The 16,164-nt window shown below is 68.3% G+C and carries 18 protein-coding genes, 1 tRNA gene and 1 riboswitch; of the genes, 11 read left to right on the top strand and 8 right to left on the bottom strand.

The window, feature by feature from the left end; genetic code table 11:
* Window positions 1-7 precede the first annotated feature (7 nt).
* The 3 genes from cmk to FBY39_RS14370 are packed head-to-tail and all read left to right on the top strand — an operon-like array spanning window position 8 to window position 3,203.
* Window positions 8-736, top strand: a complete 729-nt coding sequence (cmk, locus tag FBY39_RS14380) for a (d)CMP kinase (RefSeq protein WP_141934244.1) — start codon at window positions 8-10, stop codon at window positions 734-736.
* Window positions 729-2,249 (top strand): ribosome biogenesis GTPase Der, encoded by a 1,521-nt coding sequence (gene der / locus FBY39_RS14375; RefSeq protein ID WP_141933020.1) that lies wholly within the window; start codon window positions 729-731, stop codon window positions 2,247-2,249. Before cmk ends, der begins: the two co-directional genes overlap by 8 nt.
* Window positions 2,250-2,306: 57 nt before the next feature.
* Window positions 2,307-3,203 (top strand): NUDIX hydrolase, encoded by an 897-nt coding sequence (locus tag FBY39_RS14370; protein ID WP_141933018.1) that lies wholly within the window; start codon window positions 2,307-2,309, stop codon window positions 3,201-3,203.
* Here the strand turns inward: FBY39_RS14370 and FBY39_RS14365 are convergent.
* On the bottom strand, window positions 3,200-3,553 hold the full coding sequence (locus FBY39_RS14365; protein ID WP_141933016.1) for an RNA-binding S4 domain-containing protein: 354 nt from the start codon (window positions 3,551-3,553) through the stop codon (window positions 3,200-3,202). The two genes, FBY39_RS14370 and FBY39_RS14365, sit on opposite strands and share 4 nt — an antisense overlap.
* A 116-nt stretch (window positions 3,554-3,669) precedes the next feature.
* Between FBY39_RS14365 and FBY39_RS14360 the strand changes: the two genes are divergently transcribed.
* Window positions 3,670-4,854, top strand: a complete 1,185-nt coding sequence (locus tag FBY39_RS14360; protein WP_186336959.1) for a low temperature requirement protein A — start codon at window positions 3,670-3,672, stop codon at window positions 4,852-4,854.
* Here the strand turns inward: FBY39_RS14360 and FBY39_RS14355 are convergent.
* Window positions 4,844-5,455: a GNAT family N-acetyltransferase gene (locus tag FBY39_RS14355; RefSeq protein ID WP_141933014.1), complete on the bottom strand. Its 612-nt coding sequence runs from the start codon at window positions 5,453-5,455 to the stop codon at window positions 4,844-4,846. The genes FBY39_RS14360 and FBY39_RS14355 overlap by 11 nt on opposite strands.
* A gap of 106 nt (window positions 5,456-5,561) precedes the next feature.
* On the opposite strand from FBY39_RS14355, the gene FBY39_RS14350 reads away from it, so the two are divergent.
* Together FBY39_RS14350 and FBY39_RS14345 are read left to right on the top strand one after the other, a co-directional pair.
* Window positions 5,562-5,635 (top strand) — tRNA-Pro (locus FBY39_RS14350).
* Between the two features lie 98 nt (window positions 5,636-5,733).
* The gene (locus FBY39_RS14345) at window positions 5,734-6,309 is read left to right on the top strand and encodes a dihydrofolate reductase family protein (RefSeq protein WP_141933012.1); all 576 of its coding nucleotides are present in this window, start codon (window positions 5,734-5,736) and stop codon (window positions 6,307-6,309) included.
* 27 nt (window positions 6,310-6,336) lie between these two features.
* On the opposite strand, the gene FBY39_RS14340 is transcribed toward FBY39_RS14345, so the two are convergent.
* The 3 genes from FBY39_RS14340 to FBY39_RS14330 form a co-directional block, all read right to left on the bottom strand.
* On the bottom strand, window positions 6,337-6,927 hold the full coding sequence (locus FBY39_RS14340; RefSeq protein WP_260838074.1) for a DUF998 domain-containing protein: 591 nt from the start codon (window positions 6,925-6,927) through the stop codon (window positions 6,337-6,339).
* Between the two features lie 7 nt (window positions 6,928-6,934).
* The gene (locus FBY39_RS14335; RefSeq protein ID WP_141933008.1) at window positions 6,935-7,369 is read right to left on the bottom strand and encodes a DUF5684 domain-containing protein; all 435 of its coding nucleotides are present in this window, start codon (window positions 7,367-7,369) and stop codon (window positions 6,935-6,937) included.
* A gap of 107 nt (window positions 7,370-7,476) precedes the next feature.
* Window positions 7,477-8,016, bottom strand: a complete 540-nt coding sequence (locus tag FBY39_RS14330) for a flavodoxin domain-containing protein (protein WP_141933006.1) — start codon at window positions 8,014-8,016, stop codon at window positions 7,477-7,479.
* 127 nt (window positions 8,017-8,143) lie between these two features.
* Here FBY39_RS14330 and FBY39_RS14325 point away from each other — a divergent pair, with 127 nt between their 5' ends.
* Entirely contained in the window at window positions 8,144-9,436 is a 1,293-nt protein-coding gene (locus tag FBY39_RS14325; protein ID WP_141933003.1) for an HNH endonuclease signature motif containing protein, read from the top strand.
* 90 nt (window positions 9,437-9,526) lie between these two features.
* On the opposite strand, the gene budA is transcribed toward FBY39_RS14325, so the two are convergent.
* Both budA and FBY39_RS14315 read right to left on the bottom strand, forming a co-directional pair.
* The gene (gene budA, locus FBY39_RS14320) at window positions 9,527-10,243 is read right to left on the bottom strand and encodes an acetolactate decarboxylase (RefSeq protein WP_141933002.1); all 717 of its coding nucleotides are present in this window, start codon (window positions 10,241-10,243) and stop codon (window positions 9,527-9,529) included.
* A 112-nt stretch (window positions 10,244-10,355) separates the two neighbouring features.
* Window positions 10,356-11,183 (bottom strand): MerR family transcriptional regulator, encoded by an 828-nt coding sequence (locus FBY39_RS14315; protein WP_260838004.1) that lies wholly within the window; start codon window positions 11,181-11,183, stop codon window positions 10,356-10,358.
* Between the two features lie 46 nt (window positions 11,184-11,229).
* On the opposite strand from FBY39_RS14315, the gene FBY39_RS14310 reads away from it, so the two are divergent.
* The 4 genes from FBY39_RS14310 (at window position 11,230) to FBY39_RS14295 (ending at window position 15,567) form a co-directional block, all read left to right on the top strand.
* Window positions 11,230-12,519 (top strand): wax ester/triacylglycerol synthase domain-containing protein, encoded by a 1,290-nt coding sequence (locus FBY39_RS14310; protein ID WP_141933000.1) that lies wholly within the window; start codon window positions 11,230-11,232, stop codon window positions 12,517-12,519.
* 36 nt (window positions 12,520-12,555) lie between these two features.
* Window positions 12,556-12,647: riboswitch (TPP riboswitch) on the top strand.
* Complete coding sequence (gene thiM / locus FBY39_RS14305) at window positions 12,639-13,448, top strand: hydroxyethylthiazole kinase (RefSeq protein ID WP_141932998.1); 810 nt, start codon at window positions 12,639-12,641, stop codon at window positions 13,446-13,448. (Overlaps the previous riboswitch by 9 nt.)
* Before the next feature lie 23 nt (window positions 13,449-13,471).
* The gene (gene thiE / locus FBY39_RS14300) at window positions 13,472-14,098 is read left to right on the top strand and encodes a thiamine phosphate synthase (protein ID WP_260838003.1); all 627 of its coding nucleotides are present in this window, start codon (window positions 13,472-13,474) and stop codon (window positions 14,096-14,098) included.
* The gene (locus FBY39_RS14295; protein WP_141932994.1) at window positions 14,095-15,567 is read left to right on the top strand and encodes a bifunctional hydroxymethylpyrimidine kinase/phosphomethylpyrimidine kinase; all 1,473 of its coding nucleotides are present in this window, start codon (window positions 14,095-14,097) and stop codon (window positions 15,565-15,567) included. The genes thiE and FBY39_RS14295 overlap by 4 nt, the downstream gene beginning before the upstream one ends.
* Here the strand turns inward: FBY39_RS14295 and FBY39_RS14290 are convergent.
* Complete coding sequence (locus FBY39_RS14290) at window positions 15,540-16,124, bottom strand: helix-turn-helix domain-containing protein (protein WP_141932992.1); 585 nt, start codon at window positions 16,122-16,124, stop codon at window positions 15,540-15,542. The two genes, FBY39_RS14295 and FBY39_RS14290, sit on opposite strands and share 28 nt — an antisense overlap.
* Window positions 16,125-16,164 lie beyond the last annotated feature (40 nt).

The raw sequence follows: 16,164 nt of genomic DNA, 5'->3' as shown, positions 1-16,164 counted from the left end.
CCCGTCCATGAGTGATCCCGTCCTGCGGCCCGGCGACGTGGCGCCCGATGTCCCTGGGGAGACCGTCATCATCGCGATCGACGGACCCGCCGGCAGCGGCAAGTCGAGCGTCTCCAAGCAGGCTGCGCGCCGCCTCGGCTACGGCTACCTCGATACGGGCGCCGCCTACCGTGCGCTCGCCTGGCACGTCCTCGAGCACGGCGCCGACACGTCGGACGCCTCCGCCGTCCTCGATGCCTCGGGCGATTTCGTGCTGTCGATCTCGCTCGATCCCGACGCGTACAGCGTCCGAGTCGCCGACGTCGATGTCACCGAGGCCATCCGGCAGCCGCGCGTGACCGACGCGGTGAGCGGCGTCGCGCGCGTCCCTGCGATTCGCGAGTCGATCAATGCACTCTTCCGAACGCTCGTCGCTTCGTGCGGACGGCCCGGTGTCGTGGTCGAGGGGCGGGACATCACGACCGTGGTGGCCCCGGACGCACCGGTGCGCATCCTCCTGACCGCGGCCCCCGAGGTGCGAGCCGCGCGCAGAAGCGCGGAGATCACCGGTCAGGATGCCACCGAGGTCGCCGCCGCGCTCCACCTGCGCGACGCGACCGATGCGAAGGTCGTGGATTTCCTCACCGCCGCACCAGGCGTCGCCGTCGTCGATTCGACGGATCTGGACTTCGATGAGACCGTGGAGGCCGTGCTCGCCGTCGCGCGGCGCGCAGAAGGAGAGCACGATCATGTCTGACCAAGAGTTCGAAGCAGGTCCCGACAACCTCGAGGAGACCCTGGCCGACCTCGATGAGGAACTCGCCGAGCAGCGCGCCGCTGCGCTGCGCGCGAGCCTCACCGACTACGAGCTGGATGATGAGGACGCGGCCCTCCTCGCGGGAGTGGAGCTCGGCGAGGACGGGATCCAGTTCCTTCCCGCGCTCCCCGTCGTGGCGATCGTGGGTCGCCCGAACGTCGGCAAGTCGGCACTCGTCAACCGCATCCTCGGCCGCCGCGAGGCCGTCGTCGAGGACACTCCCGGCGTGACGCGAGACCGCGTCACTTACAAGGCGGAGTGGCTGGATCGGCGGTTCTCGCTCGTCGACACGGGCGGGTGGGAGCCCGATGCGCGCGGCATCGACCGGTCGGTGGCAGCCCAGGCCGAGGTCGCTATCGACCTCGCCGATGTCGTCCTGTTCGTCGTGGACGCGATGGTGGGCGCGACATCGACCGACGAGCACGTCGTGCGTCTTCTGCGCAAGAGCGGCAAGCCGATCTTCCTCGTCGCGAACAAGATCGACGACCCCCGTCAGGAGCCCGAAGCGGCCGCCCTGTGGAACCTCGGCCTCGGCGAACCCCATCCCGTCTCGGCGATCCACGGGCGCGGTGTCGCCGACCTCCTCGACGCGATCATGAAGGTTCTCCCCGAGGTTTCGGCGTCGGGGAAGCAGGAGATCGGCGGGCCCCGCCGCGTTGCGATTCTCGGTCGCCCCAACGTCGGCAAGTCCTCGCTCCTCAACAAGGCAGCGGGGGAGGAGCGCGTCGTCGTCAACGAGCTCGCGGGCACCACACGCGACCCGGTCGACGAGATCGTCGACCTCGGCGGGCGGCTCTGGCGGTTCGTCGACACGGCCGGCATCCGTCGTCGCGTCCACCTGCAGCAGGGCGCCGACTTCTATGCGTCCCTGCGCACCTCGGCGGCGCTCGAGAAGGCCGAAGTCGCTGTCGTCGTCCTCGACGTGTCGGAGACGCTCAGCGAGCAGGACATCCGCATCATCGACCTCGTGCTGGAGTCCGGCCGCGCGCTCGTTCTAGCGTTCAACAAGTGGGATCGCCTCAACGACGACGACATGGAGAACATCGATCGTCGCCGGTACCTCGAACGAGAGATCGAACAGGATCTCGCGCACGTCGCGTGGGCGCCGCGCGTCAACATCTCCGCACGCACGGGACGCCATCTCGACAAGCTCGTTCCGGCGCTCGAGACGGCGCTGGACTCGTGGGATCAGCGGATCCCGACCGGCAAGTTCAACGCGTTCCTCTCGGAGCTCGTCGCGGAGCATCCTCACCCTGTTCGTGGCGGCAAGCAGCCGCGCATCCTCTTCGGCACGCAGGCCTCGACGCGGCCGCCGACCTTCGTGCTGTTCACGACGGGCTTCCTCGACCCCGGGTACCGACGGTTCATCCAGCGCCGCCTCCGCGAGATCTGGGGCTTCGAAGGAACACCGATCGTCGTGAACATGCGGGTTCGCGAGCGTCGCCAGCGCTGATGACGCGCGGCGCCACCCCGCTCACGGGGCCGGCCCCGCGTGTGACAGGCTGGTCGGGTGACGATCGAGCCGCCCGCTGCAGACGAACCGCGACTGCCGTTCGGTCCGCGTGACCCCGGCGACGCGTGGGTCGTTGCTCCGACAGGTGAGCAGTACTGGGGACGCTTCGGTGCCGCGGGACTGCTCGCGATCGATCCCGCTCTCGGCGTGCTGCTCCAGCACCGCGTGTCGTGGAGTCACTTCGGCGACACGTGGGCGCTTCCGGGCGGAGCCCGTCACGAGGGCGAATCCGCCGTCGATGCGGCTCTCCGGGAGGCGCAGGAAGAAGCGGGCGTACCCGACGGAGCGACGCGCCCGCGGCTGCTGAGCGTCCTCGACCTGGGCTACTGGTCCTACACGACGCTCGTTGCAGACGTCGTCGAACCCTTCGAGGCGGTCATCACCGATCGTGAGAGCCACGAGCTGGCGTGGGTCCCGATCGACGAGGTCGACGAGCTCCCGCTGCATCCCGGCTTCGCATCATCTTGGCGCGTCCTGCGTGCCGCTTTGTCGGTGCGACCAGCGATCGTCGTGGATGCCGCGAACGTCGTGGGCTCCGTGCCCGACGGGTGGTGGCGCGACCGCCCCGGTGCGGCGACGCGCCTGCTCGAGCGTGTCGCAGGACTCGCTGAAAGGGGAGTGCGCGCTCAGGAGCTCGGGCTGGCGGAGGACGTCTGGTTCCCCGAGTGGTCCGTCGTGGTCGAGGGCGCAGCCCGCGACGTGGCGGCGCGGGACGAGATCCACGTCGTCCGCGCACCCGGTGAGGGCGATGACACGATCGCTGCGACAGCACGCGATCTCGTCGACCACGGGAGGACGGTCATCGTCGTCACGAGCGACCGCGAGTTGAGTCAGCGCGCGGCGGATGCCGGTGCGTCGGTGCGCGGCGCCCGGTGGCTGCTCGATCAGCTCTAGGCGTCTCGGCCGCGCAGGCGATCGATGTCGCGACGCTCCCGTTTGGTGGGTCTCCCGGCACCGCGATCGCGTTGAGCCATGATCGGGGTGGGGTCTCGCGGCGGAGTCCGCTCGTCGACCGACTCGCCCACGACCGCCGCGCCGACGCGCTTGGCGATCGTCTGCTTCACGACCAGGATGCGGTCGAATCCCGAGATGCGCACTCTGATCTCGTCGCCGGGCTTGACCGGCTGCGCCGCCTTCGCACGCTCGCCGTTGACGCGCACGTGTCCCGCACGGCACGCGGTCGTGGCGATACTGCGGGTCTTGTACACGCGCACCGCCCAGAGCCATGCATCCACCCGCGTCATCGGGCTCCCCTCAGGAAGATCGCTTCGGCGTCCGGCAACGTCGTTTCGCGGGTGATGCCGATTCGAAGCCGAGCCATGATCCTCCGTGTCGTCGGTCGCGCCGACATAATCGTCGCATGACAGACGTGATCAGTCGGCTCGGTCTCCGGCGAATGACCGCCCGCGACACGGGTGAGCGTCATCGGGTGGCGACGCCTCTCGAGCTGCTCTTCGACCTCGTGTTCGTTGTCGCCGTGTCGCAGGCCTCGCAGAACCTCCACCACCTCATCAGCGATGACCATGTCGGGCAGGGAGTCCTGTCGTACCTCATGGTGTTCTTCGCCATCTGGTGGGCGTGGATGAATTTCACGTGGTTCGCGTCGGCCTTCGATACGGATGACTGGCTCTACCGCGTCCTCACGATCGTCCAGATGGCCGGGGTGCTCGTTCTGGCAGCGGGTGTGCACGCGGCGATGGTCGACTTCGACTTCCTCGTCGTGACCTGGGGCTACGTCATCATGAGGCTCGCGCTCGTCGCGCAGTGGCTGAGGGCTGCGGCATCCGATCCGTCGATGCGTCGCGCCGCGATGCGCTTCGCAATCGGAATCTCTGTCGTGCAGGTGTTCTGGGTCGCCCGCATGTATCTGCTCGAGGGAGGCGCGCAGTTCTGGAGCTTCTTCGTCCTCGTCGCCGCAGAACTGCTCGTGCCCGTGTGGGGTGAGACGGCGCAGCGGACCAGCTGGCATCCGCATCACATCGCCGAACGGTTCGGATTGTTCACGCTCCTGCTTCTCGGCGAGAGCTTGCTGGCATCCGCCAACGCGATCATCGACGCGCTGGGGGAAGGCGAGCACGTCCCGGAACTGCTGTCGCTCGCCGCCTCGGGGCTCATCGTGACGGCGGGCATCTGGTGGGTGTACTTCGCGCGCGAGCAACACGGGAGGCTGCGGGGAGTGCGCGACGGGTTCGGTTTCGGCTATCTGCACTACGTGATCTTCGCGGCCGTCGGAGCGGTCTCAGCGGGCGTCGAAGTCGAGCTCGACGAGATCCTCGGGCACGCTGAGGTCTCGCCCGAGGTTGCAGGTCTCTCGCTGACCGTCCCGATCGCGGTCGTGGTCGCGAGTGCGTGGCTCATCCTGCTCCGGACCCAGATCGCCGGATGGGCGTCGGCGATCGTTCTCGCGAGTGCCGCCCTGATCGCGGGCGCGGGCCTGCTTCCCGTCGGCGAGTACGTCGTGGCGGCCATGCTCCTGATCGGTGTCGTCATCGTCATCGAGACGGATGCCACGAGGCGAGAGCGTGCGTCTGCCGTCAGGGCGTGAGACCGAGCTGAGCCTCGTGCCCCACATCGAGACTCACGACGGCGACATGCGGCTTCGGGCGGGCGACTTCACGGAATCCCGCGGCGAGGAACGTCGAGAGGGCGCCATGGTAGAGCTCGTTCGATGACGTGCCAGGGCGCGCTGCGAGGTCGATCGGGTAAGCCTCGACCACGCGGGCACCGTTGTCGCGTGCGAATTCGACGGCGGCTGACAGCAGCGCGCTGTTCAGCCCCTGGCCCCTGTGCTCCTTTCGCACAGAAAAGCACGACACGGCCCAGACGGCGTCATCGCTCCAGTCCTCCGCGGACCCGGACGCGTACGCGCGCGTGCGTGAGAGCCGTGGCTGTCGTGTCCGCGGCCCCACGCGCACCCATCCGGCAGCCACTCCGTCGACGTAGGCGACGAGTCCCGGCGCAGGGGAGTTCCTCGTTTCCTCGTGAAGAAGTGCCGTGCGCTCGGGGACCGACAACTCATCGAACCCGCGATTCGTCAGCATCCACCACTGGCACTGACATGCGCGCCCGTCACCCCCTCCGTTCAAAGCGGATTCTGCATCGTCGAAGCGTGACGATGTCGCGGGCTCGATCGTGATCTCAGGCATGCCGAGACCGTACTCCCGGGTGCGGACACGCTCAATGGCGCGTGCGTTCGCGGCGGTTCCATCGACCGGGTAGGATAGTGGAGTTGTCCGCGCAAGCGGCCAGCTCCGGGATGTGGCGCAGCTTGGTAGCGCACTTGACTGGGGGTCAAGGGGTCGCAGGTTCAAATCCTGTCATCCCGACCGGAGACGAAGAAGGGTCCGCCGTATGGCGGGCCCTTTTTCGTGGCTCCCGCACCACTTTGGTCGTAGCATCGAGCGCACCAAGAGGGAGCAACGCGATGAGACCACTTCGATACTCGATCAACGTCACGCTCGACGGATGCTGCCACCACGAGGCAGGTCTCCCTCCCGACGCGGAGTCGATGCAGTACTGGGCAGACGAGATGGCGGAGGCGGGCGCCCTCCTGTTCGGCCGGGTGACCTACGAGATGATGGAGTCCGCCTGGCGCAGGCCGGCCACGGGCCTCTGGCCTGACTGGATGGAGGAGTGGGAGACGACGTTCGCGGAGAACATCGACCGGGCGAAGAAGTACGTCGTTTCGAGCACGCTGCGCACGGTCGACTGGAACGCCGAGCTGGTCCACGGCGACCTCGGCGACACGGTGCGCCGGCTGAAGCAGGAACCGGGCGGCCGACTGTGGGTGGGCGGTGTGACGCTCCCGCTGGCACTCGCGGATCTCGGACTGATCGACGAGTACGAGTTCGTCGTCCAGCCGATCCTCGCGGGACACGGCCCGACGCTGCTCGCGGGTCTCCGCGAGCGCATCGAGCTGGAGCTCGTGGACCGGCGCGAATTCCGATCAGGGGCGACGGTCGTGCGGTACCGGCCGACGCAGGCATCGGTAACTCGCTGACCGGCCCGGTGTTGACCCCTCACTCCGTCAGAGCGTGAGGAACGCAGCGGCAGTCACAGCGAGCCAGGTGAGCATCCCCCCGTAGATGAGGCGCTCGGCCAGCCCGAAGATGGGACGCAACGTTGCGATGATCGCCGACGCGATCGTCAGAGCGCTCGCGATCGTCATGATCCAGCCGAGGCTGGCAGTGGTGGCACCGAAAGCCTCGAGACCGGGAGAGTTCTCGAACGCGATGCCCACCATGAAGCCGCCCACCGACGCGGCGGCGAATGCGCCGAACGCGAGGAGGTTGTGAGCACGCCCTGTTGCGGTGCGCGGGCTGCCCGCGGCATCCATAGGCACCCAGCTGATCAGCGCCCGTGCGATGGCGAGCACAGACAGCGCGAGGATGGCGGGCAGCGACGAGGAGAGATCCGAGAGGGCCACCGCGGCGGCGAGCGCCGAGGCGGCCACCGCCGTTCCGATCGTCTGCAGTCGATACAGCGGTGCCGCTTCAGAGATGCCGTAGGCGCTCACCGGGTCGCGGAGGGGCGAGAGGCCGGTTCCGCGGAGGTGTGCGATGACGAGGGCGACGACGGCGAGAACGACTCCGGCGATCGCAATGATCGCAAGGGGCATGGTCACGTCAGGCGGCCTGCGGAGTCGTGCCGTCGGCGTAACCGCTGGCGGGGACGAGAGGAGTGTGCTCTGGACGCCAGATCGACCCGTCCCACGCGAGGATCCCGTACCAGACCGGCGTGAGGAAGAGCGCGAGCAGGTAGAAGACCCCCGGCTTGCCGAACCCGGTCTGGATCTTCACGCCCGCGATGATGAGGAAGACGAGAAAGAGGATCGTCCCCACGAGGGGGATCAGTCCGATGAGGATCCACCATCCCTTCTGCCCGCCGAGCTGGAGGATCCGCCATGTGTTGAAGATCGGAACCCAGGCTGGCCAGCCTTTCAGCCCGGCCTTGCGGAAGATCGCCATGACGGCGAAGCCGTAGAAGACGTACGCGACGAGGCTCCCCACCGTCGACCAGATGTAGGCGGATGTCAGATCTGTCGTCAGTGCGGGGTCCATTCAGAAGCCCTCTCGCTCGGTCCGTCATGTCGGATGGTGCGTGTCGAACAGTATGGTGCTCCGACCCGGCATGCCGTCAAGAGCGTGAGCGCTGTCTCATGGCGATGTCAGGAGGACTCAGGTCCCTCGACCTGCTCACGTGCTCCGAGCTCTTCGGCGACGGTCGTCGCCCAGGCGCGGATCTGCGCCCAGTCGCGCGCGTCGTGGTTCTCTCCCGGAGTGTTGCGAACCATCGCCGCCTCGACGAATCCGTGTGGTTCGAGGGGGAGTCGGCCCCCGAAGACGACATGACCGCGAACACCGAGTTCCTGTGCGCGCGAGATGATCTTGTGCGGCTCCTGCCAGCGCAGATCCTCTTCGGACGGGTGAGCCGCCTGGTCACCGAACGGGCCCGAGCTGAAGATCCAGAAGGGCAGGTGCCGGAGACGATCGGATTCGGCCTTCAGGAAGCGCCGCGCAGGCCGAAGCCATCGGCCGGCGTAGACGGCGCTGCCGAGGATGACGGCGTCCACGTCCTTTGCGTCGCTGTCGCGGGCTGATCGACACGTCACGTCCAGTCCGTGCGATGTCAGTTCGTCGGCGATCGCCTCGGCGATCTCCTCGGTCGAGCCGTTCTTGCTGGCGTATGCCACGAGCACTTTCGTCATGCCCTCAGGATCGTCCGCGTGCGACGCGAGAACGGGGTCCAAGGTCCCGCCGATCCGCGCTTCGGTCCTGTGGATGTGTGTTGGGGTGGTCGGGGGGAGTGTCGGAGGTTTGTTCTACTGTCGGGGTATGTACGACGACCCTACTGTTTTGGATTGGCCGGTTCCTGGTCCGTTGGAGGTTGTGCAGGATCTGGATGGGGTGATGGCGGGGTTCGCGGCGGAGCGGTTGTTGCGGGTGGATGAGTTGCGTGATTTTCATCTCGCGCGGGCGGGTGCTGCGGGGCGGGTGTTGACGGATGTGGTGTTGCGGGGGTTGCGGCTGGAGTTGGCGGGGGCGTTGCGGATCACGGAGCATGCCGCGGGGAGGCTGATCGGGCTGGCGGAGGCGGTGGTGAACCGGTACCCGGAGGTGTTGGTGGCGTTGCGGGAGGCGCGGATCACGGAGCGGCATGTCGAGGTTCTGGTCGCGGGGGTGGACGAGCTGGAACCCGGCCTGCGAGACGAGCTGGCGGGTGAGGCGTTGGTGTTGGCGGAGGGGGAGCCGGTGGGGGTGTTCCGCCGGAAGCTTCGGACGCTGATCGATACTGCCCGGGTGGTGACGGTGGTCGCGCGGCAGGAGGAGGCGTTGGCGCGTCGGCGGGTGTGGGTGGAGCACGAGGGGGAGGGGATGTCGTGGATCCATGTGTATGGTCCGACGGTCGAGGCGCATGCGATCCAGACCCGGGTGACGGCGATCGCGAAGACGATCCTCATCGGGGAGGGGGAGACGCGCACGTTGAATCAGGTGCGGGCGGATGTGGTCGCGGATCTGCTGATCGACGGGGTGGTGTCGTCGCACCCCGATCAGGCGCGGGGGATCCGGGCGTCGGTGGTTGTCACCGTTCCGGCGGTGGCGTTGTTGCAGGCGGATGATGCCGGGGTGGCCGGTGCGGGGTGTGATCCGGCGGTGGTGGAGGGGGTCGGTCCGATCCCGATCGCCCGTGCCCGGGAGTTGTGTGGTGGGGACGGGCAGTGGATGCGGGTGCTCACGCATCCGGAGACGGGGATGGTGCTGTCGGTGGGCCGTGACCGGTACACCCCGCCGGCGTCGTTGCGGCGGTTGGTGAGGTGGCGGGCGGATCGGTGTATGGCGCCGGGGTGCGGGGTGCCCGCGTCACGGTGTGAGATCGATCACACGGTCGCGTGGGAACACGGCGGGCACACGTCGAGTGTGAACTTGGCGCCGTTGTGCAAGGGGCATCATCGGGTGAAACACCACGGTGGGTGGGGGTTGCGGCAGGTTCCCGACAGTGGGGGTGTGGTGGAGTGGACCTCCCCGGCCGGGCGACGATACCTCGTTCCCCCCGAACGCCGCGTCCCCGTCTACCGGGTGACTGATCCCGACCCCGACATGGGCGTCAACCACGCTGCACCCTTCTGACGACCTGCCGCGACATGTCCGCGGCGTGCCGTGGGGATCGAGGCCGCCTCGGGGTCGATCAGCCGCGCGCCCCGGTGCCTCCTCCGGAGGTCACGACTCGGCGCGGTCGACTTGCTCGTCGAGGTCGTCGGGGTCGAGATCGGCGGTCGCGAAAAGCTCCGTGCGCGGGAGTTCGAGATGAAGGTCGGTCCCGACGCACAGCCTGACCTCGCCGCAGTCGAGCGTGTAGTCGAGGATGTGCCCGCCGGACGAGCGATCGGCACTCACGAAGTGCGCGTGGTAGCCCGGCACTGAGATGCCGTGTTCGAACGCCGGTGTCCGGAATCCGACGACGGTGCCCTCGACGTTCTCGAGTTCTCTCGTCGCCTGGTCATCGGTGACGTCGGTGAGGCGCGGGTACGGGTGCGCCTGCGCCTGTACGGCGCGGACCCGCATCGACGAGAACCGACCGTCGACCCGGACGGCGTACATGTAGTTGGCCGACGGCAGGATGCCGTCGATCACCGCGCGTACGTCCGCCCTGTCGTGCGCCGTGGTGAGCGATGCGCGAGCGTGCGTGACGAAGCGCGTCACGACGGCGAACGGTGTCCGAGCAGATCCCTCGACGGGGTGCGCCGCGCCGTCCGCCGTCAGCCGGTGGCACATGCCGTCGAGAATCACCATCTCGCCGTCGAGCGCGTCGAACGTGCCCAACCCGAAGTCGCCGCGATCGAGAAGTGTTGCGACATCCGTCTCGCCGTCGAAGACCCCGTCCAGGAGTGCTGCCATGACGCTCGTCTGATGGATGATGTGGCGGGGGCGGGTCATGCCACGCATGCTATCCGGCAGCCGGTCTCGCGGAAGTGAGGAGATCCGCGATCTTGAGGTCGAACTGGCGGCAAAGGACCTCAGGAACGCGGATCTCCTCAGAACGGCGGGGTTACACGCGGGCGACGGGAGCCTGCAGCTCCGTCACCCAGTCGGGCCCGGGTACGTGGCCGTCCGCCTCGAGATACACCTCGCGGCACGCGCCCACGACGCGGTAGCCGTCGGCGACGGCCTTCTCCATGAGTGCCGCCCATGACTCGCCGATGCCGCTCATGTCGCCACGATGGATCAGCGTCGCAGCGATCGGCAGCTCGGGCAGCTCGACGACGTCGTATCCCGGTCCGGCAACGGGCTCCGCCTCGGCGACGTACGAAACGTGGACGGCGAAGCGGTCATCCCCCTCGGCGTCGTACCAGAAGATGCCCGGCTCCAGGAGGGGCCTGCCTGCTGCGATGAGAGCTTCGTCCAGCGCTCCGATGAGGGGGCCGACAACGGGGCCCACGTTCTCAGGACCCATGCCGGGTGCGTACTGGCTCGCGGCGTAGACGGTGACGGGATCGACCTGCTTGTAGATGACATCGGACATGGCGGTTCCTTCCAGAAGACGGAGACGCCGCTCGATGCGAGCGATGCGTGCGCGGTCGCCGATGACGGATGCCTCGAGCTCGCGACGCCTCGTATCGAGCACGTCACGCAGTGCAGCATCCTGGTCGTCGGCACGGCTCAGCTCCGCGATGCGGTCGAGTCCGACCCCGAGCTCGCGCAGCTCCGCGATGCGAAGCAGCAGGGGAAGCTGATCGATCGCGTAGAAACGGTAGCCGGTGCGTTCGTCGACCCGCGCGGGCTGGAGCAGTCCGATCGCGTCGTAGTGGCGCAGCATCCGCAGACTCACTCGCCCGAGTGCGGCGAATTCTCCGATGGTGTACATGATGGAAGCCACGTTCGACCATGACACAGTGTGAGGGTCAAGCGAAGGGCTGACAAAGATGACGGATGCCGATGACCGGCTCTCGGGCGATGACGCCCGCATCCTCGCGATCGAGTCGACGTCTCTCACAGGCCACACGCTCAAGCTGATGGTGCTGCGTCCCGGCGCACCGGTCGACCTCGAGGCGCTGCGTGCGTCGATCTCGGCGCGGCTGGATCGTCACCCTCGCGCGCGCGAGCGCGTCGACGTGGACACGCAGGGTGGGCCACGCTGGATAGCTGCGGACCATTTCGACATCGGCGACCACGTGCGGCGCCGCGCCGGCACCGAGTGCGCGACCAGCGAAGACCTGCGCCGCACCGTCAGCGTGCTGATGTCCGAGCACCTCGATCGCTCGAAACCGCTGTGGACGCTGGATCTCATCGGCCCGCTCGCCGACGGAAGCGAAGCGATCGCGGCGAGGATGCACCACGCGATGGTCGACGGCATCGCGGGCATGAGGTTCCTCGATGCCCTCCTCCTGGATCCCCACGATGCGCAGCCCGTCACTGCGAGCGCCGGCAGGAGCCCGGCCGACGCTCCCCGCAGCGTCCTCAGCGAGGTGACCCGTCTCCCGCAGACGATCGGACGCGAACTCGGACACCCCGGCTCGCGATCGCCCTTCGACCGGCCGATCACGGGGGCCCGAGACGTCGCGTTCGCCGTCGTTCCCCTCGAAGGACTCAAAGCGATCGGGGCATCGCGTCCGCGCCGCGCCACCGTGAACGATGTGCTCCTCGCTGTCGTCTCGGGCGGTCTTCGTTCGTGGCTGGGCGATATCGCCGCGCATCTCGACCTTCGCGCGCAAGTTCCCGTCAGCCTGCACCACCGCGACGAGGATGCCACGTCCGCGGGCAACCGCGACTCCTTCATGAACGTGGATCTCCAGCTCGACGTCGACGACCCACTCGAGCGTCTCGATCGGATCAGCGCGCTCACGCGAACCGAGAAACAGGCCGGCGACGCTGCGCTCCTGTACGACCTGTTCCACGCACTGGGGGCAGTGCCCGGCGTGGATGCACTCGCTCATCGGATCTCGGACAGCTCACGCGAGTTCAGTGTCGCCATCTCGAACGTGCCCGGCCCGCGGAGTCCTGTCGCCGTCGCGGGGCGGCGGGTCGACCGCCTGTTCTCGTCATCGGAGCCGGGCGCTCATCACGCGCTGCGGATCGCCGCGATCTCGCACGCCGGCGACATCGGGATCGGATTCTGCACCGATCCCACGGCCATCACGGGGATCGAGACCCTCGCGGACAGCGTCGCGAAGGCGTACGACGCGCTCCGCCGAGCCGCACTCGATCACTCGTAGGTGGCAGTGGCGACAGACGAATAGGCTGAGTCCTACACACGTGACACGGGGTGCCCTCAGGGGCTGAGATGACACCCGTCGAACCTGATCTAGTTCGTACTAGCGAAGGGATGTCGCGCATGACGCGCACGCCGGAAAACCTGCTCGATCTCGCCTGTTCCGCATTGGAGGGTGTGCGCACGAGCGCACCGCTCGTCCACTGCATCACCAACAGCGTCGTGGTGAACTTCACCGCTAACGCGCTCCTCGCCCTGGGAGCCTCCGCCGCCATGGTGGACATCCCGTCGGAGGCGGGACCATTCGCTGCCGTCGCCTCCGGGGTGCTCGTGAACCTCGGCACGCCGACGGAGGAGCAGCGCGCCGCGATGCTCGAGGCCGTCTCTTCCGCGAACGATGCGGGTACGCCCTGGGTGCTCGACCCGGTTGCCATCGGATCGCTCCCCGTTCGCACTCGCCTCGCCGTGTCGCTGAAGGAGCTCCGTCCCACCATCGTGCGGGGGAACGCATCGGAAGTGCTCGCGCTCGCCGGCTCGGGCGCGGGGGGCCGCGGAGTCGACGCAGCCGACGGGGTCGAGGAGGCACTGCCGATCGCCCGCGCGCTCGCGGAAGCCACGGGCGGAGTCGTCGCCATCTCGGGTCCCGTCGACATCGTGACGGACGGGCATCGGATCGTGCGCGTCCACAACGGGGATCCGCTCCTCACTCGCATCACGGGCGGCGGATGCGCGTTGGGGGCGGTGATGGCGTGCTTCGCCGCGATCGACGCGGATCGATTCGCGACCACCGTCGCGGCGATCGCCGTGTACACGGTCGCCGCCGAGCTCGCCGCCGAGCGCGCGGCAGGCCCCGGCACGTTCGCACCCGCTTTCCTCGATGCGCTGGCAGCGATCACGGCTGACGACCTCCGCCGCCGGGCGGTGGTCTCGTGAATGTCGACCTGTCTCTCTATCTCGTGACCGATTCACGGCTGGCATCCGCCGCGGGGCACGATCTCGTCGAGGTCGTGCGAGCGGCGGTCGAGGGCGGCGTCACCGCCGTGCAGGTGCGCGAGAAGTCCGCCCCCGGCGCCGACTTCCTCGACGTCGTGTGCCGCATCGCCGAGATCGTTCCCGATCATGTCGCCGTCATCGTCAACGACCGAGTGGATGTCTTCCTCGCAGCGCGTGCGGCCGGCGTGCGTGTCGCGGGCGTCCACGTGGGACAGTCGGACCTTCCTGTCGACGCGGTCCGGACGATCATCGGGACGGACGCGGTCCTTGGGCTGAGCGCCTCGACGGAAGACGAGCTGAGGGACGCCGCGTCCAGTCCGGCGCTGATTGACTACGTCGGGATCGGAGCGCTGCATGCGACGGCGACGAAGCAGGACGCGCCCACTCCCCTCGGGCATGAGGGTTTCGCCCGGCTCGTCGAGGGGAGCGAACGCCCCGCTGTCGCCATCGGCGGCGTGACGCGGGCGGACCTTCCAGGTCTCCGCGCGGCAGGTGCCGCCGGGGCGGCGGTCGTCTCGGCTATCTGCAGCGCCCCCGACCCCGCGGATGCGGCGCGCGAGCTCCGCGCCGCATGGGAGTCGGTCCGATGACCGCGCGCGTCGTGATTCCCCGTGTGCTGAGCATCGCCGGCACCGACCCGACCGGCGGTGCCGGCATCCAGGCCGACCTCAAGAGCATCGCCGCCAACGGCGGATACGGAATGGCGGTCGTCACAGCGCTCGTCGCTCAGAACACCCGCGGCGTCCGCAGCGTGCATCTCCCTCCCGTCTCGTTTCTGACCGAGCAGCTCGACGCGGTCTCGGACGACGTCGAGATCGACGCCGTGAAGATCGGGATGCTGGGAGCCGCACCCGTCGTCGCGGCGGTGGGCGCCTGGCTGGAGCGCGTCTCGCCGCCGGTCGTCGTGCTGGACCCCGTCATGGTCGCGACGAGCGGCGATCGCCTTCTCGATGTCGACGCGGAGCAGGCGCTCCGTGAACTCGCGCACCATGTCGACCTGCTCACGCCCAACCTGCCCGAGCTGGCGATCCTGGCCGAAGAGCCTCCCGCGACGGATTGGGACCAGGCCGTCGCGCAAGCCCGCCGCGTCTCGCGTCGCTACGGGGTACGGGTCCTCGCGAAGGGCGGTCACCTGGGCGGAGCGAGCGTTCCGGACGCCCTGGTCGATGCCCGCGGTGAGACGGTCGCCGTCGTGGAGTTCCCCGGGACGCGCATCGAGACGACGAACACCCACGGCACGGGATGTTCGCTCTCGTCGGCGATCGCGACGCGCTACGCCGCCTCGGGGGAGTGGGCGGATGCGGTGTCGGATTCCAAGCGGTGGCTCACGGAGAGCATCCGTCACGGGTCCGCACTCGCGGTCGGACGCGGCAACGGACCCGTCAGCCACTTCGCCGGACTGTGGAACCGCGGCGGCAGCACGACGAGGCCGACAGCCGAGGAGGTCGCCTCCGACTGGTGGCAGCACATCCGCGACACCAGGGACGGCATCGACGGCCTTCCGTTCGTTCGAGGACTCGGCGACGGCACCCTCGCCCGTGACAGGTTTCTGGCGTACCTCGCGCAGGACGCTCTCTACCTGCGCGACTACGCACGAGTGCTGGCGGAGGCGAGCCGGCTCGCCCCCACGCAGGAGGAGCAGGTCTTCTGGGCGGCGAGCGCGCAGGGGGCGTTGACAGGCGAGCTCCAGCTGCATGAGAGATGGCTCGCGGCGCACGCCGTGGACGTGGGTGTTCCGGATGCCACGACGACGGCGTACCTCGATCACCTTCTCGCGACGGCGGCACGTGGCGACTATCGCGTGCTCACCGCGGCGCTCCTGCCGTGCTTCTGGCTCTACCACGACCTAGGGAGCAGGCTGCATCCGCTCTCCCACCCAGACCATCCGTTTCTGTCCTGGCTCGATACGTACGCCGACGAGGCGTTCGCGGTCGCCACGCGGGCGGCGATCACTACCGTCACGGAGGCGGCCGCCGCGGCGGACGACGCCACCCGAACGGCGATGCGTGCCGCGTTCCAGGCGTCCGCGGCTCACGAATTCGCGTTCTTCGACCGCTGAGTGGAGGATGCCGGAACGGGGTACTGCATCAGCAGAACCGTCGAACTCGACTCGACCATGCCCTGATAGTGGTGGTCGACGTCGGCGGGGAAAGTGTGGCTCTGTCCGTCGGTGAGTTCGATCGGCGCGTCGTCGGGACCCACACGGATGCGTCCTCGGATCACGGTCAGCGTCTCCTGCACTCCCTCCGCGTGTGCGCGCGACCGTCGGGTGCCGGCTGCGACGGTCATCCGATACGCCTCCACGATCGCCCGGTGCTCTTCCCACCGCGCGAGCAGGGTCGCTTCGATGTCGTGATCGGATACCTGCGGTTGATCACTGGGGCCGAGGAGGGCACTGAGGGGGAGCGCGAGCGCTGTCGTGATGGCGAAGAGGGTATCCAAGGTCGGGTTCCGCTGGCCCCGCTCGAGCTCTGACAGCGTGCCTTTTCCGAGACCCGTCGTCAGTGCGAGGGAGCTGAGAGTGATCCCGCGTTCCTCTCGCAGTGAGCGCACGCGGACACCGATCTCCGCAGTCATGGCGGCGAAGGCGAGGGGGACCGGTTGGTGAGGAGGCATGTGCTGAGTCTAGTGTTCTGTAAACAGAACAAAGAGAGGT

The sequence above is a fragment of the Microbacterium sp. SLBN-146 genome (assembly GCF_006715145.1).
Taxonomy (GTDB): Bacteria; Actinomycetota; Actinomycetes; order Actinomycetales; family Microbacteriaceae; genus Microbacterium.
This window is presented reverse-complemented; position numbering and strand designations above follow the sequence as displayed.

Excerpts from the sequence above, each read along its gene's own strand:
- FBY39_RS14340 (WP_260838074.1), bottom strand. The coding sequence starts at position 6,927 with ATGCCCCTTGCGATCATTGCGATCGCCGGAGTCGTTCTCGCCGTCGTC.
- der (WP_141933020.1), top strand. The coding sequence starts at position 729 with ATGTCTGACCAAGAGTTCGAAGCAGGTCCCGACAACCTCGAGGAGACC.
- FBY39_RS14335 (WP_141933008.1), bottom strand. The coding sequence starts at position 7,369 with ATGGACCCCGCACTGACGACAGATCTGACATCCGCCTACATCTGGTCG.
- FBY39_RS14325 (WP_141933003.1), top strand. The coding sequence starts at position 8,144 with ATGTACGACGACCCTACTGTTTTGGATTGGCCGGTTCCTGGTCCGTTG.
- FBY39_RS14360 (WP_186336959.1), top strand. The coding sequence starts at position 3,670 with ATGACAGACGTGATCAGTCGGCTCGGTCTCCGGCGAATGACCGCCCGC.
- thiM (WP_141932998.1), top strand. The coding sequence starts at position 12,639 with ATGACGCGCACGCCGGAAAACCTGCTCGATCTCGCCTGTTCCGCATTG.
- FBY39_RS14290 (WP_141932992.1), bottom strand. The coding sequence starts at position 16,124 with ATGCCTCCTCACCAACCGGTCCCCCTCGCCTTCGCCGCCATGACTGCG.
- FBY39_RS14330 (WP_141933006.1), bottom strand. The coding sequence starts at position 8,016 with ATGACGAAAGTGCTCGTGGCATACGCCAGCAAGAACGGCTCGACCGAG.
- FBY39_RS14345 (WP_141933012.1), top strand. The coding sequence starts at position 5,734 with ATGAGACCACTTCGATACTCGATCAACGTCACGCTCGACGGATGCTGC.
- FBY39_RS14365 (WP_141933016.1), bottom strand. The coding sequence starts at position 3,553 with ATGACGCGGGTGGATGCATGGCTCTGGGCGGTGCGCGTGTACAAGACC.
- budA (WP_141933002.1), bottom strand. The coding sequence starts at position 10,243 with ATGACCCGCCCCCGCCACATCATCCATCAGACGAGCGTCATGGCAGCA.
- FBY39_RS14355 (WP_141933014.1), bottom strand. The coding sequence starts at position 5,455 with ATGCCTGAGATCACGATCGAGCCCGCGACATCGTCACGCTTCGACGAT.
- cmk (WP_141934244.1), top strand. The coding sequence starts at position 8 with ATGAGTGATCCCGTCCTGCGGCCCGGCGACGTGGCGCCCGATGTCCCT.
- FBY39_RS14295 (WP_141932994.1), top strand. The coding sequence starts at position 14,095 with ATGACCGCGCGCGTCGTGATTCCCCGTGTGCTGAGCATCGCCGGCACC.
- FBY39_RS14310 (WP_141933000.1), top strand. The coding sequence starts at position 11,230 with ATGACGGATGCCGATGACCGGCTCTCGGGCGATGACGCCCGCATCCTC.